The following is a 24,441-nucleotide window of genomic DNA, read 5'->3' as shown; positions in this document are numbered from 1 at the left end:
TCCATTATGAATAAAAGGCTTCTACTACTTTTCCTGTCGCTGCCGCTTTTGATGGCAGCAGAAAATGCCGGGCACTTTGTGATTTCAGGTGTTAAAGGTAAAGTATTGGCCAATATTCAATCACGACTGCAGGAAATTTCGGAAAATAAGTCACTTGAATTTCTAACTGATGAGGAATTAACTACTCAAATTGCTCAGGCGGTTTCTCCTTACGGCTATTTCAGTCCTCAGATTTCGATTACGCGCAGAAAAAATAATTTGCAAATCAAAGTAAACCCTGGGCCGCGCTTGTTAATTTCCAGGGTTTCCATTAGTGTCATCGGTGAAGGAAATAATAATTACCTGATAAATCGCAGTCTGAAAAAACTGGGGCTTGAAACGGGCAAACCATTTATCAGTGAAAACTATGAAAAAGCCAAACAAGCTCTGATGAACGCCGCCGAGAATCAGGGTTATTTGCATGCCTCCTTTGATAAAGCAGAAGTGCTGGTAGACAATGAACAGAATACTGCGGATATTCAATTGATTTTTAATACCGGGCCGCAATACTATTTTGGCCAGGTCCAATTCAGTCCAAGCTATATTTCTCCAGAAGTATTGCGTCGATATATTCCTTTCAGCCAAGGACAATCTTATTCAACAGAGCAAATACTCGCTTTAAATAACGCACTGTCCGGAAGCGGCTACTTTAGCAATGTGATCGTCAAACCCGTTTTAAATGAAAATGGACAAGTGATTCCTGTCAATGTTCATCTTCAGCCAGCTCCGCGAGTCAATTATTCAGTGGGGCTTGGCTTTGGTACCGATACGGGTGTTCGCGGACGCCTGGGCTATCATGTCACTCCAGTCAATTCATCCGGCCATAAATTCAATGCGATTGCAATGGGTTCAGTCAATGAGAACCGCCTGCAGGCGCAGTACATTATTCCCGGTCAGAAACCGCTCATTGATGAATACGACATTTTTGGCAGTGTCGCCAATCTCAATTACAGTGCAGGCTATAGTAATTCCGCTCAGGTATCTTTAGCCCAAAGGCATACACTTAGCCATTTCCAGAGAGTTTTGTCTCTTAATGGTCTTTATGAGCGCTACAGCTATGATGACACCCCCAAGTTTGAAAAATTGATTCTCTATCCTAAGGCAAGCCTGAGCTGGATGAATAAAAAAGATCAGCTGTTTTCGCCAACAGGTTATAATGTGACAGTTAATGTTCTGGGAGCCAGTCAACTGGCTTTGTCAGAAATTAGTTTTGCACAGACCTCTCTGGATGCCAAAGCCGCTGTAACCATTGAAAAAATGCGTACGCGCTTTTATTTTCATACTATTCAGGGAGTCACTTTGATTGATGATATCAACGAATTACCCTTGTCTCTCTCCATGCTGCTCGGGGGGGCGGATAATTTAAAAGCCTATACCTATAATTCCATCGGTCCCGGTAAAATTATGTCTTACGGTGGCCTGGAAATTCAGAAAGAAACGTTTGAACATTGGTATTTAACCGGATTTTTTGATACGGGGGATGTGTATAAACCCAGCTCTAAAGACTGGCAAAACGATGTGGGGATTGGTTTGATGTGGGTTTCCCCGGTTGGCCCGATTAAGATTGGAGTGGCTCAGGCTATTGACGGACATTTTAATCGCAAGGATAAAAAGCCTCGTCTGGTAATCAATATGGGGCCGGATTTATGATGTTCAGACTAATTTTCAGAAAACTGTTTTATAGCACTCTCTGGATCCTGGTGATATTGAGCAGCCTTCTGCTTTTCCTGCTTACCACAACTCCTGGATTATATCTTCTTGTAAAAACGGCAAGCCATTTTGCTCCTGGAACCTTGGAGTTTGAAGGTTTAAAAGGCGAAGCCGCAGGACGTATTCATATTGACAAGCTTCATTATACCGATAAGAGCCAGGAGATTAATCTGACAGGATTTCAATTGCACTGGCGGCTTAAGGATGTGCTGCATCGGCGTATTAATATTCGCTCTATGCAAGTTGAAGGGCTGGATTATAAGCAAGTACCTTGCAGCCAGCCAGTGAACTGCCAAAATCCGCCGTCTGAACACGCGGACTTTAGCTTACCCTCGCTCCCTGTGGAGCTGCTCATCAATAAACTCACAGTTCAACGCTTAATGGTTTCACTAAACAATGAAATCCATCAAGTAGATGGATTGAAACTGCGTGTGCAGCTTAAAAAAGACTTGTGGCTACTCGATGAGCTGCATTTAGGTTTTCAACAGCAGCAGCTTGGATTGCAAGCCTGGATGCAAACCAAGCCTCCCTATCAGGCAGCGGCTCGTTTGAGTCTGAATTCTATTTCACCAGAAGCTGTCAAGGGTGAGCTTCTGTTTGCAGGTGATCAATCTCTGTATAGCTGGAGAGGAAATCTTAATCAGCCAGGTTCATTGAGCGGACAGGGAACCATAGAGCATTTTTCAGAGGTCAATGCCCTGTTTCAATGGGCTGAGTTAAAATGGCCTCTTGAAAAACCTGAACTGGAAATTTCTAAAGGCCAGTTACATATAACAGGCAAGCTTTCCAATCTGCTCCTGCAAATGCAGGCGCAGTTTACGCAGCCGCTTAAGGGACAATTGACGCTTAATGCCATTGCAAATCAGGACAACATTAGCGGTACAACGGACTTTAATTCTCGAGAGGGCAAACTGCATTTGCAAACCCTCTATTCTCTGAATGGAAAACCAGGATTACAGGGATCACTGAATGCCAGTTTTTCCGAGCATTTTTTACCCGATTCCCCTCTTAAAGAATTACAGACTAATCTGAAATTTTCTGGCGAAAATTTAGAGAATTTATTATTAAACGGCCAAATCAATGCCCTCTACTATCAGCAGGCGTTAAAAGCTGTCATTAAATCACAGGAACAAACCCAATCAGCACAAATTAATCTGGGAAATAATCAGATTCTCATAAAACATCTTCCCAATAAACCCTGGCAACTGAATGCGTCGTTAAGTGAACCGGTGCTATTACATCCCTCACTGGCTGGCTTAAAAACCCGGATCACTGCAAAGGGAAACTTTGAGACAGAACATAAAGGCAAACTGCTAGTCGAGATTGCCCAGGGCAGTTACCAAATCCCCGAGAAGGAGTTGCTTGTCTTTAAAGGCGGGAAATTTGAAGCTAATCTGGCGAAAAGCGGGCTAAGAACAAGCGGAAACTTTAATATTGATTCGGACAAATCGATTCGCCTTGCTATCGATTTGCCAGAATTTAATTTCCTCCAAACGGATATCAACCAGCAAGCGATCAAAGGTTCCGTTCGTCTGGTTATTAACTCTCTGGATTTCCTTGCCAATATGAGCCCTGAAATTTCCAGAACCAGCGGCCAGCTTTTGGCTAATCTGGATATCAAAGGAAGCATTGGCAAACCGGACTTAAGTGGACTCATTGATCTGAAAAATGGAAGCCTGGTTGCTAAACGAAATGGTTTAACCCTAAGCCCTGTTGATATCAAACTAAAGAGCCAGGATAACCACTGGCTGGTAACCGGTAACCTCTATGCCGGTGAAAAGCCGCTTAAGATCGCAGGTAACGGCGATTTTTTCCCCGAGGTTAAAGGTCAGTTGTCTTTAGATGGCGAGAATCTGCTGGTGATGAACACAGCGGAATATGTCATTTATTTATCCCCCCATTTAAAATTTGTATTTACCCCCTCCTCACTGGCCTTAAATGGGCGGCTCGTCATTCCCAAAGCCTCACTGAAGCCGCAGTCTTTTAATAATACCGTCACCTTAAGCAGCGATGTGGTTTTCAAAGACAAAAAACCGGCTGATAATCCCCTGCATATTGATGCGAATGTCAATGTCGAAATGGGGGACGAAGTCGAGTTAGCCGTCAAAGGCTTAAATGGATTTTTACGGGGTTCAATCAACCTCAGGCAATTGCCGGATGGACCTTTAAATGCCGGTGGAGAGTTAACCATTACTAATGGTAAATATCAGGCTTATGGACAGGATTTAACTATTGAACAGGGCGAACTTCTATTTACCGGTGGCTTAATAGATAGCCCGGGCTTAAATATCAGAGCGGTTAGAAAATTTTCCAACACTACCGCAACGTTTGCGGGTTCTGATCAATTATTTGATTTTAATCCCAGCAATATACAAACCCTCGATTTTGGCAATAAACTTACGGTGGGCATTGAAGTGAGCGGGCGGCTGCTCTCGCCGCAGGTCAAATTATTTTCAAATCCTGCAACACTTTCGCAAGCGGACATTTTGTCGATGCTATTGCTTGGCCGCCCTGCCAATCAGGCTAATAAATCGGGCGGGCAATTGCTTTTGGCTGCAATCACCTCTATGAATCTGGATTCAGGAAGCAATGGCCTGCAACTGGTGAATCAGTTAAAACAGAAACTGGGTGTCGATTTTAATTTAGCCAATAACAGTACTTATAATAAACAAACCAATCAGGTCAATGACACAACCTCGCTCGTGGTAGGTAAAGCGATTTCCAAGCGGCTGTATCTTAGTTATAACGTTGGTCTTTCCCAGGCAGACAGCAATGTGCTGACCCTGAAATATCTGCTGAACAAATTTTTCAGTATACAGGTTGATGCAAGCACTACAGGAAGCGGTATCGATCTTTTATACACTCATCAAAAGGAGTAATGACTATGGCTTATAATCTGCCGTTGCGATTGAGACGTATGCGACAAACCCCGGCAAGCCGCGCACTTTTAAGGGAAACTCGACTGAACATTGAACAGTTTATTTATCCCTTATTTATCAGTGAAACACTAAATGCGGTGCGTGAAATTCCCAGCATGCCCGGTCAATACCAACTGCCGCTTAATGCGCTGGCCAAAGAAATTGAAGAGATCACATCTTTGGGTATTCCGGCGGTATTGCTATTTGGTTTGCCTGCTCATAAGGATGAGCGAGGCAGTTCATCATGGCAGCCTGAGGGAATTATTCAAAAAGCCATACAGATTATCCGCCAGACTAATCCCGAAATGCTCATTATTACTGACCTGTGTTTCTGCGAATACACTGATCATGGCCATTGCGGTGTGCTGAGAGATAGCATTGTCGATAATGACCGGACGCTTGAGCTTCTGGCGCAACAGGCCGTTAGTCATGCGCAGGCGGGAGCTGACTGGATAGCACCGAGCGGGATGATGGATGGTATGGTGATGGCAATCAGAAACGCACTCGACGCCGCCGGGTTTCAGGATAAAGCGATATTGAGCTATGCGGTAAAATATTGCTCCAGCTTTTATGGCCCATTTCGGGAAGCCGCTCAAGGTGCTCCGCAATTCGGCGATCGTAAATCCTATCAAATGGATCCAGCCAACAGCAAAGAGTCGCTGCGAGAAGCTGAGCTTGATTTGGCAGAAGGTGCAGACATGCTGATGGTTAAACCGGCAATGAATTATCTGGATATTATCTATAAGATAAAACAGGCCATTCCCGCGGTACCCCTGTGTGCCTATCAGGTAAGCGGAGAATATTCCATGCTTAAATTCGCAGCAAGCCAGGGATTGATCAATGAAGAACAGGCAATGCTGGAAAGCCTGATTGCGATTAAAAGAGCTGGCGCCGATATGATCATTTCTTATTTTGCCAAAGATTTAGCGAAAAGGATGAGATGAGTGAGACTGTCGTCTTTGCGAGCGAAGTGAAGTAATTCCTGGAAAGCCAGGGCTGAAAATGCTTCGCAACGCTCGCAAAGCCGTTTTTTGTGTACCTGGTTTCATTTATGCAACAACGCCCTTTCAATTAGCCTGAAATTTTTTTTGACGCCCCCTCGCCCGCGGAAGAAGTTTGAGCAAAATCCAGTTGGTAAGCGCGGGCGCTTAATCTGGAGTAGAGGAATACTTAATGCTAATTGGAAGACAAGACCTGCGCGGAAATGACAGAGGCTTTTTTCTGTCCCCTACCTGCTCAGCTTATGTAACTTCCTGCAACAAAAAAGCCACCTGTGAGGTGGCTTTTTTAGAGTGTAACTCAATTATTTTGTAGGTACAGGAGCTACTTGGTCCATTGTCCAGGTTGCTTGCAGCCCAACCAGATCCGCTCTTACTTTCGCAGTGGCATTCACATTGGTAGTAAAGCTTGAAGTGGTCTGATTCTTGTTAAGTGTTGGATCGCCAGCAGCAAACAAGTGAGTCCAGCCTGCATCAAACCCAATGTCAGAACGCCATTGGTAGTGACCGCCCACTGAAAGCGCCCAGCGATCAGCATCAGGCAGACGAACAGTACGATTTGCATCAGTAGTTGGAGTTTGGTCGTATCCACCGCCTACACGCAGCATCCATTGGTCAGTGAACTTGTAGTTCGCGCCAATAGCAGCACGCCATGCATTATCATAGTACTCATTGGATATTGAATTCGCTTTTACCTGACCGATGCCCTGAGAAAACGCAGCAACGTTTCTTAGTTCAATCGTTCTGATTGAATGCCATCCGGTATAAACAACCGAGCCTAATAACGCCAGTTTGTCATTCACATCATGGTATCCACTCAGGGTTACAATTTCAGGGAAGTCCAGGTTGTTACTTGACAAGTTATGGCTTGTAAATGTGCAAGTGTTGCAAGCGAAGATAACACTGCGTGGGTTTGTCAAATTAAGTCCTGGAGTAGCCAGTGGTCCGCTTAAACGGCTGTAGCCATGAAATGTGTGATTCATTTTGGACTGATAGTTCAAACCAATTCGCGAATGATTGTCATTAAACATATACATCGCACCAGCATGGAATCCAACACCGGTCGAATTGCCTTTATTATAGGAAGGAGAATCCAGTGCGAACGAATTTCGAGTAATTGCGAAGGCTACTGTAGGAACCCCCAGAACGCTGTTAAACTTAACTCGGGCATATTGCAGGTCGATACCGGCCCCCAGAGAGAAGTTATCAGTAATCATACCCCCAATTTCAGGAGAAATAGTGGTGGTAATCAATTCACTGAATGTTCCCTGGTAGCGCATTGGCTCATTTCGAGCCCATTCGGTAGACAGACCAAAAGGAGATACAATGCTCAAACCAAAAGTAGCACGATCAGTAAGCGGCAGCGCATAATGGAAAGAAGGTACGAATGCATCATTCGCGCCCTGTACATCATTAAATGTCTGAATGTTGAGATTTGAGGGGAATGGAAGACCTGAAAACGATCTGAAAGTAGACGTACCAGATAATTTACTGCTTGGGAAAACGCCAACTCCACCAGTTACAATTTGTTGATTATGTAACAAGGCCAATCCGGCAGGGTTATACCAGCCTGTTGATGCATCCGCAGCTTCAGCAGCAGCTCCTGCAGCATAGTTACCAATTACATATCCCGCACTTTCAGTATACAGAGAAAACGCCCCTGCATTAGCAGCACTTACAGCCATCATTGACACAACAGCAGCACTGACCATCGTTCTTATGGGTTTTTGCATGCTCTTCACTCCACGCTCCTTAACTATTAATGCGTCCCAAAAATTTAAACAACATTGTCAAACAATATTATCAATCGTTCAGCCAAAGCAAAGATAATAAATGAATTACAATAGTTTTCAATTAAATCAATTAAAATAATCATAAAAAAACCATTGATAAGTAAATAAAAAATCAAAGTGGAATATATAAAATCACATTGGTTTTTTATTTCCGCCTCAGCTTCTTCTCCACTTGTCTTTTCTCACAACTCCGTGGTAATGTGGTCTTTTTTTGTGCGAGTATATTATGCAGCAAATAGTAACCAAATTTGGAGGCACCAGCGTCTCCTCTTTACAAACCTGGGAAAATATTAGCCTTATCACTCAGAAGCACATAAAAAATGGCTTGCAGCCTGTCATAGTCTGCTCGGCAATGACCCAGATTTCCAATAAGCTTGAGCAAGCGATTGAAGCCGCTCTAGTTGATCAGCACAAAAGTATTTATGATGATATCGAGCAGAGCCATTACCAGTTGATAGAAGAACTGGGCTTATCCCCTTCGCTGATTCAGACAGAACTGGAACAGCTTGAAAAATGGCTGACAGGGATTGCTCTTTTGCGAGAGGCCCCCGCAAAAACACGCGCGCAGGTCCTGTCTCTCGGGGAAATTATGATGACCCGGCTTGGCCACGCCTTTCTTGAAGCCAGGGGTATTCATTGTCTCTGGTATGATGTTCGAAAAGCATTGGTCTCAACCCCGATTCCAGGAGGCGACTCCGTTAATTATCTGTCCGCACGTTGTCACAGTGACCCGCAACCCGAACTTGCCAGCGAACTGCTGAATTCCGGTCATCAGGCAATTATTACCCAGGGCTTTTTTGCAGCAAATCCTCAAGGTGACACTGTATTACTGGGACGGGGCGGCTCTGACACTTCAGCGGCTTTACTGGCGGCCAAACTACAGGCGAGTCTCTGTGAAATCTGGACGGATGTACCAGGAATTTATACTGCCAATCCGCATCAAATGCCGCATGCCAGGCTTTTAAAACAGCTCAACTACGACGAAGCCCAGGAAATCGCATCGATGGGTGCCAAGGTATTGCATCCCAATTGTTTGCCGCCTGTGCGCAATGCCGGTATTCCGATGGTCGTCAAATTCACACGCATGCCTGAGCATTCAGGAACCATGATTTCCAAGGATAGCGATGAACTGGCGCCGCCTATTAAATCCATTCAGGTAAAACACAGCATTATCCTTATATCAATTGACACCTTGAATATGTGGCAGCAGGTAGGATTTCTCGCAGATGTTTTCACCGCCTTTAAGCACCACGGCTTTTCAGTTGATCTGCTTTCATCCTCTGAGTTTAACGTGACCCTCTCATTAGACAGCAGCGTCAAGCTAAGAGATCGTGAAGTATTAAACGCACTGATAATTGACCTCAACCGTTTCGGCCGTGCCAAGATAATTGAACCTTGCAGTGCCGTTAGTCTGGTGGGCCATCACATTCGCACCGTATTGCCGCAATTGGGCCCGACACTTGAAGTATTTGAAGCCAAGCAAATCTATCTGATGTCGCTCGCATCAAACGATCTTAATATGACCTTTGTTGTGGATGAATCGCATGCAGAAAAACTTTGCCAGAAACTTCATCAATTATTGATCGAAAATAATCCGCAAAGTTTCTATTATTCAAAAAGCTGGCATGAGGAATTCGGCAAGCCCGAAATTCAAAAAGCCCCCTGGTGGGAAAGCAAGCGTGAGCAACTACTTGATCTGGCGCAGCAATACTCGCCCTGCTATGCGTATGATCGCGAAACTCAGCAGCAAAAGGCCGATGAGCTAATCAATCTCGAATCCATTGATGAATTGTTTTATTCGGTTAAAGCCAATCCCCACCCTGAAATTCTCAAGACTTTACATGACAAGGGCATCGGATTTGAGTGCGTTTCCATCAATGAACTAAAACATGTTCTCACTCTCTTTCCTGCTATTTCTCGCGAAAGAATATTATTCACTCCCAATTTTGCACCACGGGTCGAATATGAATTTGCACTGGATCTGGAGTGTCATCTGACTATCGATAATCTCTATCCTTTACAGACATGGCCAGAAATTTTTAAAAACCGAAAACTTTTTTTAAGAGTAGATCCCGGCACTGGCGCAGGCCATCACAAGTTTGTAAGCACAGCAGGCAACGAGTCGAAATTCGGCATTCCGCAAAATGACTTAAGCCTTGCAGCAGAGTTGATTTCCGAGCTGAAAATTCAGGTTGTCGGCTTACACTCTCACTCCGGCAGCGGCATTCTGACTCCTGAATTATGGCAGGACACTGCCAGAATGCTGGCCAATTTTACCAAACTGTTTCCCGAAATCACTATCATTAATCTGGGAGGCGGCTTGGGAATTGCAGAAAAACCTGGCCAACGCGCCCTGGACCTGGCTGCATTCGACAGCTCGCTGATGGCGATTAAATCCCAGTTCCCGCAATTGTCTTTCTGGTTGGAACCAGGCCGATATTTTGTAGCCAACAGTGGTGTGATCCTTGCCAGAGTAACGCAATGTAAGGATAAAGGCAGAGTGCGCTTTATTGGTATAGAAACGGGCATGAACTCTCTGGTTCGCCCCTCGCTCTACGGCGCTTATCATGAGATAGTTAATCTTAGCCGGCTGCACGAGGAAAAAGTTGGATTTGCCCATATTGTAGGGCCAATATGTGAATCCGGAGATACTCTGGGTTACAACCGTCTGATGCCAGACACCAGTGAAAATGACATTATGCTGATTGCCAATACCGGTGCTTATGGTCATTGCATGGGCTCCAACTACAATTTACGCCCCCCTGCGCAGGAAATCGTTGTTGACTAATATGCTTAAGGACGCATTCGAGCGCAGAGAGGCCACTGATCCCCGGCGCTCCTTCATTGTGCAGGCACCTGCCGGTTCAGGAAAAACGGAATTACTTACTCAGCGTTTTTTGCGGCTGCTGAGCCAGGTCAGTGCGCCAGAACAAATCATCGCGTTAACCTTTACCCGTAAGGCTGCGAGTGAGATGAAGGAGCGGATTTTGCTGGCCTTGGAAAAGGCAGAACAAAATCAGACTCCTGCCAACACCCACCAGCAACTTACCTTTAGTTATGCGCAGTCTGCACTGGAGCATAGCAGGCGAATGGGCTGGCAATTATTGCAGCAGCCCGGCCGATTAAAAGTAATGACGATTGACTCCTTATGCCAATATCTGGCGCAGTCAATCCCTTTGCTGGAACAGGAAAGCAATTTTGCTGCAATCACGGAAAATCAGGCTGAGCTGTATCGACTCGCAGCTCGTCAATGCCTGCATAACTGCCTTGAGACCCAGGAACTACAGCCTCCAATTCAGGCCCTGCTTGAACACCTTGATAATCGCCAGGATAAATTACTGGACCTGTTTTCCAGTTTACTGGCAACCAGGGAACAATGGTTAGGACTTATCTATTCCGTGCGTGCCCAAACAAAGAGTTCATTTGAACAGGCTTTACGCTGGATAGAGAACCATGAAATCAAGCGCTTTCAGGAAAGTGTTCCGGTATCCCTGCGTGAAACCCTGCGCAAGTTATGCCAGCATGCGGCTTCAATCGAAAATGACCCAGGCTCTTTACGCTATCCGCTGAAATCCTGGAATAAGTTTGAGGAATTAACTAAGGAATTGGGTCTTGGTCTGGCTTCACTGCTACTAACGAAAGCGGACAAACTGCGCAACGGCTTTGATCATCATGTCGGTCTGAAGGCTAATAGTTGTCCGAAAGCGGAATACCAGGCTTTAAAAAACGACAGTAAACAATTGCTGGCAGCACTTGAATTATTCCCTGACTTTACCAACAGGCTAATTAAAATTAAACAATTGCCTGAACCGGTCTACGATGGATACCAATGGCATATTCTGCAATCCTTACTGACCCTGCTGCCTATGCTGGCAGCCCATTTACAGATGGTATTTACTGAGAAAAATCAGGTGGATTTTGCAGCCGTTTCTCAACAGGCACTGCATGCTTTAGGCGATGAAGACAATCCCACCGACTTAAGCCTTTATCTTGATTACAGTATCCATCACCTGCTTATCGATGAATTTCAGGATACCTCCATTCAGCAATATCAGTTGCTGGAAAAACTGGTTCAGGGGTGGCTGCCCTCTGAAAATAAAACCTTGTTTGTTGTAGGGGATCCGATGCAATCCATTTATCGCTTCCGACAGGCGGAAGTGGGATTGTTTTTAAAAGCGAAAGAGGAAGGCATTGGCCCTGTTCCTCTGCACTCGCTGGAATTATGCAGTAATTTTCGTTCAACAGCACCAGTAATTGAATGGATTAATCAGGAGTTTAAAAGCATTTTTCCTGCGCGAGATGATATCGAATCAGGAGCCATATCTTTTTCTCCCTCAGTTAATGTAATACAAACTCGGGAGAATAGTCATATCGTTGCCCGACAATTCTCTAGCAAGGAATCGGAAGCGCAGGCAGTTGCAAGCCTTATTAAAGCCCAGCAAGCTCAACATCCTGACGATAGTGTGGCCATTCTTGTGCGCTCACGATCCCAATTGCAGGCTATTACAGCCGTTTTACGCAGTGAAGGCATTGCGTTTCAGGGAGTCGACATTGAGCGATTAGCTAACCTGCCCCATTTGCAGGACATCTGGTCTTTAACAAAGGCGCTGTTAATGCCGGCTGACCGTAGCTCCTGGATGGCATTTCTCAGAAGTCCTTCAGTCGGCTTATCCTTAACTGACTTATACCACCTCGCCGACGCAGATAAAAAAGCGACGTTGCTTGAGTTGATGAGCACAGAATCTCTTGTTCAATCGCTAAGCCCGGACAGCCAGATTCGCGTGCAATTTGCCAGCTCCCTCTTCAGGCAGGCTTTTAAAGAGCGGAATAGGCAATCACTGGCCAGTTGGGTAAAAATCACTGCGGAACGCTTTCACTTCAACTCTATTTTAGAAGCTGCGCAAGAGCAGGATATTGAGCAATTCCTGAGTCTTTTGGAAAAATACGATGACAATGGCTTATTAAATGATTTGCCGCAATTTGAGCGCCAGTTTAATGAGCTTTATGCTCGGGAAGCCGCTTTTTCCCGTTTACAGATTATGACTATCCATAAATCAAAGGGCCTTGAATTTGACACAGTGATCCTTCCCGGCCTGGGCAGCAAATCAGCACAATCAGACAAGCCGCTTTTCCGATGGCTAAAAATGCCCCGTCAGGCACAAAACGCGCTTTTCCTCATGTCGCCAGTAAGAGCAGCACATGAGCATAACTGTCAGTTGTACGATTACATCGGCGAAATACATTCTGAAAAAGAAAGCTACGAACAACAGCGTTTATTATATGTTGCTATTACCCGGGCTAAAAAACGCCTCTATCTTTTTGACCATCAGGAAAAAGCCCGTGAGGGGAGCTTTAGAAGCTTAATCCGGGAAGAGTTTATTGCTGAGAATGAAGCTGCCCGGGAATCGGAGCAGGCTCTTCCTGTTCTTTACCGTTTGCCGATTGAATTGTATTCCAGAGTGAATGCCTATGAGTCCGCTAATCCCTTTTCCCTTCCTATTCAATGGATAGACGATAATATCGCACGTCATCTGGGTAATGCCATCCATCTTTTATTGCAATGGATTGGCGAGCATCATCCGCTTTCTGTATCAGAAATTCCCTGGCATCTAGCCTCTGACTATTTAAAAAGTCAGGGTTGTTCTTTGCAAGAGCAAATTAATGGTATGTCGACTATAAAAGACTATCTTTGCAATTTTTGCTCTAATCCGGTCGGACAATGGATTTGTCAGCAGCATGAAGAGGAGTTCTCTGAGTACCCTATCCTGGTAGAGGAAAATAATCAGATTGTCACACGAATTATCGACAGGATGTTTGTTGAGAATGGTATTCTCTGGATCATTGATTTTAAAACAGGCGATGAAAATAGCCAGGCCAGAGAGGAACATCGTCTGCAGGTTGAGAGTTATGCCCGCTATATCTCACAAAGAGATCAGCGGCCTGTGCATTGCGGTGTATATTATCTGGCCACTGGTCTTTGGATTCATTGGGCCTATGCCGAAACTTCACATGTGGTGGACACATCTCAAATAGTGTAAGCTACCCCGTTTCCTGTCAGCCTGTGACCACATTATGAATCAAGTCGATCAACTTCTTTACCAGATTGCCTCAATGCAGGTTCCTTTTCTTAATAAAACCATTGAAGAGTTAGGACTGAAATATAGCATCGAAGCTGATGAGATACTAAAGATTCGGTTTACGGCCGGCTTTCCTATCCTCGGGATAAAAGAAGCTTTGCTCGATTTATTAAATAAAAAGGCCCGCGCTGCAAGCCCGGGAATGGCAGTTGAAATTGATTTACAAAGCAAAATCCAGACTCATCGCACACAAATGAGCGGTAAGGGCTTACGCGGTGTTAAAAACATTATTGCAGTTGCCTCCGGCAAAGGAGGGGTCGGCAAATCAACTGTGACCATCAATTTAGCGACAGCCCTTGCCCGAGCAGGTGCGCGGGTTGGGATTCTGGATGCCGACATTTATGGTCCAAGTATTCCCCTCATGCTGGGAAGCTCTTCGCCGGTAAAAGTTGAAAATGATCATTATTTACCCGTTGAAGTGCATGGGATTCAAGCGATGTCAATTGCCTATCTGACGGAAGATAGCGATCAGGCATTGGTCTGGAGAGGCCCGATGCTGGCAAAAGCCCTGCTTCAAATGCTTGATATAACCCTCTGGCATGAACTGGATTATTTGTTTATTGATTTGCCCCCGGGAACAGGCGATATTCAATTAAGTCTGGTACAAAAAATTCCTCTGACTGGAGCCGTTATCGTCACCACACCGCAGCCAGTTGCGACTCTCGACGCTCAAAAAGCCATTATGATGTTTGAAAAAACTCATATTGATGTGCTGGGTATTATCGAAAATATGGCTTGGCACAACTGCAGTGCCTGCGGTCACCAGGATGCAATTTTTGGTACAGGCGGGGCTAAAAATTTAAGCGAAAAATATAATGTGCCTCTCCTGGGACAATGGCCATTAGAAACTGCTATCCGTAATCATTGCGATGAAGGCCAGCCTGCCGCTCTTGCAAAAGATGCGGCATTAGCAGATATTTTTCATAAAACCGCTTTGGAATTCGCTATTCGATTAGCGCAAAAGCCTCTGAATTATGCGGATCGCTTCCCGGATATTGTGGTGGAGTAAAACTCCCACGTCATCCCGAGCGATCTCCCTGCTGTGCTCGGGATGACGTGGGGAGTTACAACAAGGAAGATGTCAATTTATTACCATATTGTGCTAATATTTACTCAATAATAAACTATTGGATAAACCTGTATGCCCAATCATGACAGAAAGTTTAATGGTAAAGGCTTTCCCTTTAAGTATAGCCCTTCCAATCGCGCCTATATTCCTATGAATGTTACCAACGCGCCCAATGGCGCTTCCGTGTATCAGAATCGGGCAATGGCGGAAAATAGTGCCCATCACTATTATAAATTTATCGACAAGAACCTGCCTGAATTAGAAGATCGCTTTATTTTCTTGAAAGCCATTCTTTCCAGTGATGCGTATAGAAGACATGATGAGGACTTCCCCATTCTATTTTTAGATACACTTCCGCCACAGCCATTTCCAGGTTACGGGTTTAAGATCAGCTCAAATCAAAGGGTTACTCTGCCGGAAACGATGTCGATTAATCCTGTGGCCCTGGCACGGGATTTTCTTCGCCAATTCCCGGAACTAAATCAGAAATACGGAGAAATTTTAAGGGCCAGCACAACGGATCCGACCATACAAAAATTTTTCTCAGACGACTATGTGAAAGACCTGCTTCTCTCCAGGGACGCCAGGGAATTAATTACTGCGTTCCACAGCCTGCCTCAGCCAAACGACTTGTTTTATGATCTGCGGTTAAAAGAGGTAGGTTCGAAAATTCTCTATATGGTGCAGAATCAAGACATTAACTCATTCTGGTTGATAGAGCAGTATTTAAAGGAAAAACCAGAAATTATGGATAAGATTTTCCAGGGCCATTATACAAGTACAATAGAAGGGGCCTTAAACACTCTATCCGCGCTTGGTCCTCAGGGAAAGCCACTGTTCGATTTATTTTATGAAGATATATGGCGAGTCTTATCAGCAGTCGACTTCACTGATTATGAGCGCCTGCAGGAAGACAAAGACCTGATTCTATCTAAAATTAGTGCAGATGGTCTATCAGAGGCACTCAGGCGGGGACGCGTGAACGACAACACTTTGATAGCACTTAAAGAATTAGGTATTGCACCGGATGAAGCATTCGTAAACCAGTGGCTGCACGAGACAGAGTATTCAAAAAACTGGGTTGCAGTGGGCATCGCCCTGCAAGAGCACTTTCCTCAGCTATTGCAAAATATCAGTTCTCAGGGATTAACGGGCGAGAAAATGATTTTTGTGGAGAAAGTGTTAACCTCTCCTCCCTCTAAGGAAAGAAGTGCGGAATATATTCATGCAAACTTGCCGAGACAAGAACAGCTAACTCAGTCACTTGAATCCATTCGACAGGAACTGGAACAAACGGGAGTGGGTTATGATGGCTTTGCACTTTACCGGGAGAATATAGATAAATTCACCGGCGGCGGTCTGTTGGATCCTGAGAAAATAGAAGAACTGCAAGCGCTGAAAAATACCCTGCCCCAACTGAATACTCTGGTCCTGGAAGTGGACAGCTTACTTCAGCAGAACGGCCCGGGCGATCGCCAGGCCGCGCTAAACGAATTAAAAACAGAGCTGGTTAATGAAAAGTCGCTGGATACATTCTCTTTTTCCCTGGCATCCAAGGCAACTCAAATAATTGAAGACATTAGAACAGTTGATAATTTAATTCAACGCCTTAATGACCTGAAAGCCGGACTGAGTCCACAAAACCAAAAGATTACTGAACAGGTTATTCAGGATATCACTGGCAAATACTATGCACCTGAACAGGTCAGCGCCTATTGTCAACGGCTGGAAGAAGCGGAGCTGTTCACAAGGCTTCAGGAATTTTACCGTATTTCTGACTTAATACTATCGGAAGAATTTAAACAAAATATACAGAATACGGCGGAGTACAATGTACTGCAGGAATTGGCACTTGATCCATTTGAAAGTCTTGCTGCATTTGACACCGAAGAATTATTAAATAAGCTTCCAAAGCTAACGAAATTCATTGCCATTCATCAGTTAGCCGCCAACGGTTGCAATCAGGCGCTTTTAGACTCGATTAAAAAAAGCGCATTGAATTTACTGGGTAAGGATTCTCCTGATAGTTTTGCTGCAATGGAAAAGCTGTTAACGCAGGCAGAGCAGATTACCCGGGACTTTAAATTAACTGAACCTTCGCATTTGACCGAGGGGCAGAAAAAAATCTATTCAGAAATAGTTTCAGGCCTGGCGTCTGCCTTTTCAGATGCGGACAGCTGTCTGGATTTTATCACCCGAAATGACAACGGTCTTCAGCAATTTCAGGCGGAACTAACGGAGCGGATCACTAATATTCAATCTATTGATGCAGAGCTTGATAAGCCCGATGTGAAAAATGAATGGGAGAATGGTTATCTTGAGCTGAGAAGCAAATTGCTGACCTCGACGCATTCTCCCAGTGAAACATTCAAGCAGGACTTTGACAATTTAAAGAATATGCGGGAATTAAAAAAGGAAATGACCACATTTTCAGGCCGTAATAATGTTTTAAAACAAGAGGTTGATACTTTGTTTTCGACAGACCTTGTATCTTCTGATAAATCACGTGTCACTGAGGCCTCTATAAAAATTCTTGATGACTTCCTGAATGCCGAGCTGCGTACTTACAACGAAGCGAAGCATAGTGGTGTTTTCTTTAAGCAAAGCCAGAAGCGTGTAAACACCATTGAGAAGTTACATGAGCAAATTAAAACTATCATTAATACTCCCAGCGATGAATCTTATGCCTTTCGCATAGCAAAGGCATTGCGTCAGGCTGAGCGAGAAACCGTTCAGGATCATTACAAAAATACAATTAAAATTTTTGGTATAGCCCTTACCAAAAGCCGTCTGGCGGATACCTTGCATAAGGCAATTGACCACATGGCTTCCAGTGGGCAGATTAATAAAGAAGAACTGGAATCGCTAGAGCAGGAGGACAGTTCTGAGAAAATGAAATCTCCCTAAATGATGTATTTACTGGTAGCCCGGTTGCTGCAACCGGCGCTGTTGCATAGATAGAACCAAGCAAGTTACCTGTCGTCTTTGCGAACGAAGTGAAGCAATCCAGATCGAATTCTGAATAAAGTCCGGAGCTATGGATTGCTTCGCTACCGCTCGCAAAGACAGTTTTTTAGGCACTTATTTTCATTTAGGCAACAAAGCCCGCTGTCGCATGAACCTTTAGCACCAACAGTTTTCTTAATTAATGGCAATATCCATCGGTGTCCCCCGGTGTTATTTGTGGTAGACTAAATTCAATTAAATAATGAAGTGATATAAGCAATGTCTGATAACTATACCGCCGAAGCCATTGAGGTACTCAATGGCCTTGAACCGGTACAACGCCGGCCGGGAATGTATACCGATACCACCCGCCCTAACCATCTGGCCCAGGAAGTCATTGACAATAGCGTCGATGAAGTGATTGCCGGCCATGCCAGCAAAATCATCGTAACCCTGCATGAAGACGGCTCTATTGAAGTCGAAGATAATGGCCGGGGGATGCCAGTCGATTTACACCCGCAGCTCGGCCTCAGCGGCGTGGAGGTCATTATGACTCGTCTGCATGCCGGGGGGAAATTTTCAGATAAAAATTACAGTTTTTCAGGCGGTTTACATGGCGTAGGCGTTTCCGTAGTTAATGCCTTATCTGAACGGGTGGATGTACAGATAAAACGCAACGGCATCATTTATCAAATGGCCTTTGCTAACGGCGATAAAGTACAGGAATTAAACGAAGTGGGCGTGACTCGTAAACGCGATACCGGAACCTGTATTCGTTTTTGGCCTAATGAAAAATATTTTGACTCCATTCGCTTTTCCATCAAGCCGCTCATCCATGTATTGCGGGCTAAAGCGGTGCTTTGTCCTGGCTTATCCATGACATTCATTAATAAGGTCAGTGGCGAGCAGACACACTGGTGTTATGAAAGAGGCCTGACCGATTATCTGCGTCAATCGCTCCCTGAAGATTTTTTACCGGAAGAGCCTTTTAGCGGTGAGTACAGCAGTGAAGAAGGAACGGTTGATTGGGCTCTGGCCTGGTCTTTAGGTACTCAGGCCAGCGGTTCAAGCGAAAGTTACGTTAATTTAATCCCGACTCCGCAAGGGGGAACACATGTCAATGGGCTGAGAGCAGGTTTGTATGATGCACTCTCTACCTTTTGCGAATTACGCAATCTTTTGCCGCGTGCGGTTAAACTGACCGCAGATGACCTGTGGGAACCATGCCAGTATATTTTGTCTGTAAAAATGAAAGAGCCGCAGTTTGCAGGGCAGACCAAGGAACGGTTAAGTTCAAGACAGACCGCCGCCTTTGTCAGCAATGTGATAAAAGATGCATTCGCATTGTGGTTAAATCAGCATCGCAGCCAGGGAGAGATTATCGCAGCCCTCGCTATCGAACGTGCGCAAAAGCGCTTGCGTCAGGCGAAACAGGTTGCCCGTAAACGCATTCATCAGGGTCCAGCACTTCCCGGCAAGCTGGCTGACTGCCTGCAGCAGGATTTATCGATGGCTGAACTTTTCCTGGTGGAAGGAGACTCGGCAGGCGGTTCAGCCAAGCAGGCACGTAACAAAGACTTCCAGGCAATCTTGCCTTTACGCGGCAAGATTCTGAATTCATGGGAAGTCGAATCAAGCCAGGTTCTGGCCTCACAGGAAATTCATGATATTTCAGTGGCAATAGGAGTTGATCCGGGTTCGGATGATCTCTCAGGCCTTCGCTATGGCAAATTATGTATTCTTGCGGATGCTGATTCAGATGGCGCTCACATCGCCACCCTGATCTGTGCGCTTTTTCTAAAACATTTTCGTCCTCTGGTATCTGCCGGCCATGTATTTGTGGCGATGCCTCCCTTATATCGCATTGATATGGGAAAAACCGTTCAATATGCGCTGGATGATGCTGAAAAGATTAAAATTGTGGAGCAGTTCCTTAAAGCCAATAAGGGAAAAGTCAATGTGCAGCGGTTTAAAGGACTAGGTGAAATGAATCCCATTCAGCTGCGTGAAACGACAATGGATCCCAATACCAGACGGCTGGTCCAGTTAACGCTGGACAATGAACAGGAAACAATGGCACTGATGGACATGTTACTGGCGAAAAAGCGAGCAGCTGATCGTAAAACCTGGCTGGAAACCAAAGGAAATCTGGCAGAAGTTTAATTTTTACGATTTGGAAAAAACTGATTTCCAAATCTATCTATATTCATTTCTGTCCAACATTGTTACAATTGCTTCATAAATTATCCTTTCTGGAGTTAGAATGAAGCAAAGTGTTGAAGTAAGCAGGCTCATACAGAAACAAAAAGACAATGATAAAGTACGATTAGCTCAGAATTTGTGGAAAAAAAGCGAACCTATTGAGGGCACCGCGGCCGAGCTGTATTTAACTGTTACCAGAAAAATTCCGGCTGAAACTGTAAAGCACTTAGAATTCAGATACTTGAAAGGCCCTCTCAATATTGCGAGTTTTGATAATAATCAACATGATGACTACCTGATTGCTCCTGTTTATAATCTGGACGATCAGTTGGTCGGACTGCAGATTATTCAACTTGACCCTCACGGCAATAAAGCCCAGGCCATTCATGTTGATGAAAAAGACTATTATTGCAAGAGGTATCTCGGAGCGGGCCATCCTTCGCGTCCTGGAAAAGCTGCCCTGGTCAATAAGGGAAGAAATCCTGATTTTGTTTTTATCGCGGAAGGAGTAGAAACGGCTGCCAGTATCGCTGCAATTCCTGCAATCAGAGATAATTTCAGCATCTTGGCTTCAATGGGGGTCAACGAACTGCCTGCAACCCTGAGCTATGTCAAAACGCATTTCCCGCCAAATACCCAAGTGGTTCTCTTAAAAGATCATGATAAACCCGAAGGAGATGCAGATATAGCCTTCCGGAAGGCACATGAATTATTTGAATCAGCTGGCTACCAGGTGATTATCAAAGAGCCTGTACCAAAGACTCCTGACACAGACGGTTATGACTGGAATGACCTCTTAATCGATGGCGGCGTGGACGCATTGGAATCGCAGTTCGACTGGGCAGTAAGCTCTTATGATGAAAAAGAAGAGCGCAGCGTCAACGATTCCTTTAGAAAACTGTATACACAATTGCTGGTCAGTGAGAATATCAGCGAAGAACAGCAGTTAGTGCAATTGCTGACTGTGGTGATTAATCAACAGATAAGTATTATTAAAGGCCGGCCATTCGGCGAGTACTTTTCCTCTGATCCCGCTTTAAACAGAAACCTGCTCTCAGAAATGGACAAAAAAATTGATGAGATCATGCTGGCTTTGAAATATGTACAAAAGCTTTCTTCACCCAACACTTTACCGAGACTTCCTGACGTCGTGACTCGTTTTGTAAATGCATTAACACAATTAAAACATGAACGAGCCCAAATCCAGTCTGAAACAAAAGAAGATAATCCTAAAGCTGAACGTTCCCGACAGCAAACGCTGGATGACGCTTATAACTTTGTCCTCGTACAATACAATCATTATCTGACAGATAAATCAGATTTTCCCGCTGCGATAGTCCCTGAGGAAAGCGAAGACTTTAACTATTATTATGCAAATTTTCTTCGCATTCTCCCGCCTTCCAGTGAGAAAAAACCTTCGTTTGAAGCGAGCAGGCAATTGCTTAGACTGGAGTGCGCCCGATTGGAAAAAGAAATTAAATCGCGCTGCCTTGAACAGACTCAGCGCCATTTGGAAGTCTGCTTTCAATTGAAAAACGATGCAGTCATCGGTTTGATTATCTATTTAAAATCAATCAGTTCCATGCTAAATCTGAAAAAACAGGAACTGGATGGCGAGATGGATTCAGAAACCTATCGTGCCTATCAGAAAGAATATCTTGCCTTATACGAAAAAGCAGAATCCATTAATGATCTGGAAGTCATACAACAGTGGTTGAATAATCTGGAACATTTCAACACCCTCCCCCCCCTGAAATACCAACCGCCTCATGCAGAGGACGCTCACGAAGTTGAGTTTCTATATGAAGAAGAGAATCAGAAAGAGAGTCTGGAAGCTCTGATTCAGGAATTATTCGATAATATTCCCCTGGAAGAGGTGGAGGATAAGGAAAAAGGTAAAGAAATAGAAAAAGAAGCTGATCCCTTTGAGCAGGCAGTGAATGATTATGTGATGGAGTTAGCCGCTAATCTCTATAAATCTTTTGAAGTATACTCTCCTTGCAAACAGTTTCAGCAAGAATTCGATGGTCTGGCACTCAGAGATGGCCGCTTGACAATCATTGAACGAAAAACCAATGATGGTACAGGACCTGGCGTCTTACAGCGAAACTTTTGCCAGCAAAAAATCCTTTCCAAAGAGCAATTTGTTGGAAAAAACTGGCTTCCTGAAATTTTCAGCAACGCACATCCAGAGTCCTTCATTGATATCGAAATCCCCGCCAGGAAAGATTGGTATTGTCCTGAATTTACCAAAGAAATTCAGGACATGCTGATACTGTCGGCCAAACTAACTGCCATAAAAGCATTAAAGGATATGCGCCTGGAGTTTAATTTAAATCGACCCCAGCATTACACAGAGAAAGGATATCAGGGAGTATTCTTCAACAGCAGACTTTTAGGCGATGTCAAAGTCCGCTTCTCGGAACATGGTCTTGGCAATGAAGAAAGAGCTCATCGCCAGCTGGATGAGCTGAAAAGCTCAATGTCTCAACACATCGGCCGTAGTCAATAAGCTGCAATATCCCTATTGGGCTGGTTATCTAGCCCAATAACCCTTTCCCTTTTCTCAAATATTTGCAATTGGCGTACACTATTTAAATAAGCCTCATTTAAAAGAGACGATATGAATCTCATAGAATGCCTGAAAAGTTTTACTACCGTTGTTGAAAATAACAGCTTTTCGGCAGCTTCAAGATTATTGAATGTTTCCCCCTCCAAAGTCAGTAAGCAAATTAACTGGCTTGAGGACGAATTAAAAATGAAGCTTTTTATTCGCTCAACGAAGCAATTGATTTTAACTGACGCTGGGAAAACTTTATATGAAAAAGCGGGAAATCTATTTGAGGAAATAGGCGATATTCAATCTATTTCTCAGAACAAAAAAAGTCATTTACAAGGAAAAATCAGCCTTTACCTCACCGTTTCACCCGCCATTACTTTTTTTACGTCTTTAGGCATAGAATTTATAAAACTCCACCCGGGTGTCTCATTGGAAATAATAGCCGGTTCAGATCATGCCAGTTTTTTTCAGCATTCATTCGATTTAAGCATAAGTTTCGAGCCCATTCGCTACCCCAATCTTGTTTGTAAGAAATTGTTTTCTGTGCAGCGTAATGTCTACGGTTCAGAGGCTTACCTCAACCGCAATGGCAACCCGGAAACCGCTGAAGATCTTAATCAGCATAATTGTCTGATTAACACCTTGTATGGACTACAGAATAAATGGATTTTGAATAATAAAATTATCCATGTACAAGGTAATTTTCAGAGTAATAATGCCTGTATTCTAAAACAGGCTGCCGCAGCGGGTATTGGCTTAATCTGGGCCCCTCATTTCACTGTAATGGAAGAGGTTGAGAAGGGATTGCTAGTGCCAGTTCTTGGCAATGAAACCTCACCAGAAATAATGCTTTATGCAATTTATAAAAACCATAAACATAAATTGAATTTAATTAACGAGCTGCTCGCTTTCTTCTGTAATAAAGTCAGCGAGCTTGGCATCATTGACTTGTAAGTTTGCTTAACAGGACCAATACTTAATAAGTAGGGTACAATCCAAGTTACCTGAGTACCCCTGATGAACTCAACGTTAACGAGGAGAATAGAATGAAAAGGAATTTACCAATTATTATTAGCGGATTATTGTTATCCTTCGCATCTGTTTCAATGGCAGATAACACGACCCCCACTTCGCTGGATAAAAACTGGACTTGCTCAACGAATGCCAGCAGTAGTGATGTGGCTGCCGATCAGGATGCGGATAAACAAATGGACAATACTCCAAAATCAGCTGCTGATGCTTTTGCATTCGCTGCTAAAAATTGCAGAGATTGTACAAAAATCACCTGCGAATCTGATAACGACTAAGGCAACAGAAAGTCCGTGGCTGCTGCCACGGACTTTCTATTGAACAGGAGTCCATATTATGAATGCCATTGATTTTCTCATCAGAGAACATGAGAGGGTAAAACAACGCTTCATTGATATTAGTGATGAAAGTCACCGCGAAGAAACTCGTAAAAAGATGTTTAACGAATTGTGTATGGAATTAATACGCCATGAAAAAATGGAACATAAAGTCTGGTATCCACACTTTAAAAATGATGATCGACTTGATGATACAGTAAGACATTTATTAACTGAAGAAAAGCATGCAGAACAAGCTATTCGTCAATTCGATGACATTAAAACTGAGGCCGCCTGGGAAAGAAAATTTAACAAACTTATGGATGATGTCATCCACCATGCTGAAGAAGAGGAACAAAAACTTTTTCCCAAAGTGCGAAAACTTCTAAGTGAAGAAGAATTAGAGCAGATTGGTAAAGACATGAGTCAATTCAAAAGACAGTACTCTAAAGATCTTCATTAAAAGCCCTGACAGAAAATTGCCCTGCTAACTCCCGCCTGCGCGGGAGTTAAGGGAAACTGCTTTATAAGCCACCACGCGTCAGCAGCAATATTATCAATATAATCAAGATCAATCCTACCGCACCACTGGGATAATAACCCCATCCACTACTATACGGCCAGGTGGGCAAAACTGCCAATAAAATAACAATTAGTAAAATTAGTCCAAGTAAGCTCATGATTCAATTCCTTTTAACATGACCCCATATACGCAATAAGCTG

The 24,441-nt window shown here is 44.1% G+C and carries 14 protein-coding genes; 12 read left to right on the top strand and 2 right to left on the bottom strand.

The window, feature by feature from the left end:
- Window positions 1-6: 6 nt before the first annotated feature.
- From B1207_RS09930 to hemB, 3 genes are read left to right on the top strand one after another with little or no spacing between them, the layout of a single operon-like run.
- Complete coding sequence (locus B1207_RS09930) at window positions 7-1,689, top strand: autotransporter assembly complex protein TamA (protein ID WP_112219832.1); 1,683 nt, start codon at window positions 7-9, stop codon at window positions 1,687-1,689.
- Window positions 1,686-4,628, top strand: coding sequence for a translocation/assembly module TamB domain-containing protein (locus B1207_RS09925; RefSeq protein WP_112219831.1), 2,943 nt, complete (start codon window positions 1,686-1,688; stop codon window positions 4,626-4,628). The genes B1207_RS09930 and B1207_RS09925 overlap by 4 nt, the downstream gene beginning before the upstream one ends.
- Window positions 4,629-4,633: 5 nt before the next feature.
- On the top strand, window positions 4,634-5,611 hold the full coding sequence (gene hemB, locus B1207_RS09920; RefSeq protein ID WP_437178501.1) for a porphobilinogen synthase: 978 nt from the start codon (window positions 4,634-4,636) through the stop codon (window positions 5,609-5,611).
- A 359-nt stretch (window positions 5,612-5,970) separates the two neighbouring features.
- Here the strand turns inward: hemB and B1207_RS09915 are convergent, their stop codons facing one another.
- Window positions 5,971-7,407, bottom strand: a complete 1,437-nt coding sequence (locus B1207_RS09915) for an OmpP1/FadL family transporter (RefSeq protein ID WP_172458264.1) — start codon at window positions 7,405-7,407, stop codon at window positions 5,971-5,973.
- A 277-nt stretch (window positions 7,408-7,684) separates the two neighbouring features.
- On the opposite strand from B1207_RS09915, the gene B1207_RS09910 reads away from it, so the two are divergent.
- From B1207_RS09910 to B1207_RS09870, 9 genes are all read left to right on the top strand, one after another.
- Window positions 7,685-10,246 (top strand): bifunctional aspartate kinase/diaminopimelate decarboxylase, encoded by a 2,562-nt coding sequence (locus B1207_RS09910; RefSeq protein WP_112219828.1) that lies wholly within the window; start codon window positions 7,685-7,687, stop codon window positions 10,244-10,246.
- A complete protein-coding gene (locus B1207_RS09905) occupies window positions 10,236-13,496 on the top strand; it encodes a UvrD-helicase domain-containing protein (RefSeq protein WP_253255833.1) in 3,261 nt (1,086 codons plus the stop codon). The genes B1207_RS09910 and B1207_RS09905 overlap by 11 nt, the downstream gene beginning before the upstream one ends.
- A 34-nt stretch (window positions 13,497-13,530) precedes the next feature.
- Window positions 13,531-14,604 carry an iron-sulfur cluster carrier protein ApbC gene (apbC, locus tag B1207_RS09900; protein ID WP_112219826.1) on the top strand — a complete coding sequence of 358 codons (1,074 nt, stop codon included), beginning with the start codon at window positions 13,531-13,533 and terminating at the stop codon, window positions 14,602-14,604.
- A gap of 132 nt (window positions 14,605-14,736) precedes the next feature.
- Window positions 14,737-17,571 carry a hypothetical protein gene (locus tag B1207_RS09895; protein ID WP_112219825.1) on the top strand — a complete coding sequence of 945 codons (2,835 nt, stop codon included), beginning with the start codon at window positions 14,737-14,739 and terminating at the stop codon, window positions 17,569-17,571.
- A gap of 318 nt (window positions 17,572-17,889) precedes the next feature.
- Window positions 17,890-19,773, top strand: a complete 1,884-nt coding sequence (gene parE / locus B1207_RS09890; protein ID WP_112219824.1) for a DNA topoisomerase IV subunit B — start codon at window positions 17,890-17,892, stop codon at window positions 19,771-19,773.
- 100 nt (window positions 19,774-19,873) lie between these two features.
- Window positions 19,874-22,324, top strand: a complete 2,451-nt coding sequence (locus B1207_RS09885; protein WP_112219823.1) for a toprim domain-containing protein — start codon at window positions 19,874-19,876, stop codon at window positions 22,322-22,324.
- 111 nt (window positions 22,325-22,435) lie between these two features.
- Window positions 22,436-23,326, top strand: coding sequence for a LysR family transcriptional regulator (locus tag B1207_RS09880; protein WP_112219822.1), 891 nt, complete (start codon window positions 22,436-22,438; stop codon window positions 23,324-23,326).
- 92 nt (window positions 23,327-23,418) lie between these two features.
- Window positions 23,419-23,679, top strand: a complete 261-nt coding sequence (locus tag B1207_RS09875; protein ID WP_172458262.1) for a hypothetical protein — start codon at window positions 23,419-23,421, stop codon at window positions 23,677-23,679.
- A 58-nt stretch (window positions 23,680-23,737) separates the two neighbouring features.
- Window positions 23,738-24,181: a hemerythrin domain-containing protein gene (locus tag B1207_RS09870; protein WP_112219821.1), complete on the top strand. Its 444-nt coding sequence runs from the start codon at window positions 23,738-23,740 to the stop codon at window positions 24,179-24,181.
- A gap of 61 nt (window positions 24,182-24,242) precedes the next feature.
- On the opposite strand, the gene B1207_RS09865 is transcribed toward B1207_RS09870, so the two are convergent.
- A complete protein-coding gene (locus tag B1207_RS09865) occupies window positions 24,243-24,398 on the bottom strand; it encodes a DUF3309 family protein (protein ID WP_112219820.1) in 156 nt (51 codons plus the stop codon).
- Window positions 24,399-24,441: the final 43 nt, after the last annotated feature.

The organism is Legionella quinlivanii (assembly GCF_003265995.1).
GTDB lineage: Bacteria > Pseudomonadota > Gammaproteobacteria > Legionellales > Legionellaceae > Legionella_C > Legionella_C quinlivanii_A.
Note: the sequence above shows the minus strand (reverse complement) of the source record. Positions and strands in the feature narration are given on the sequence as shown.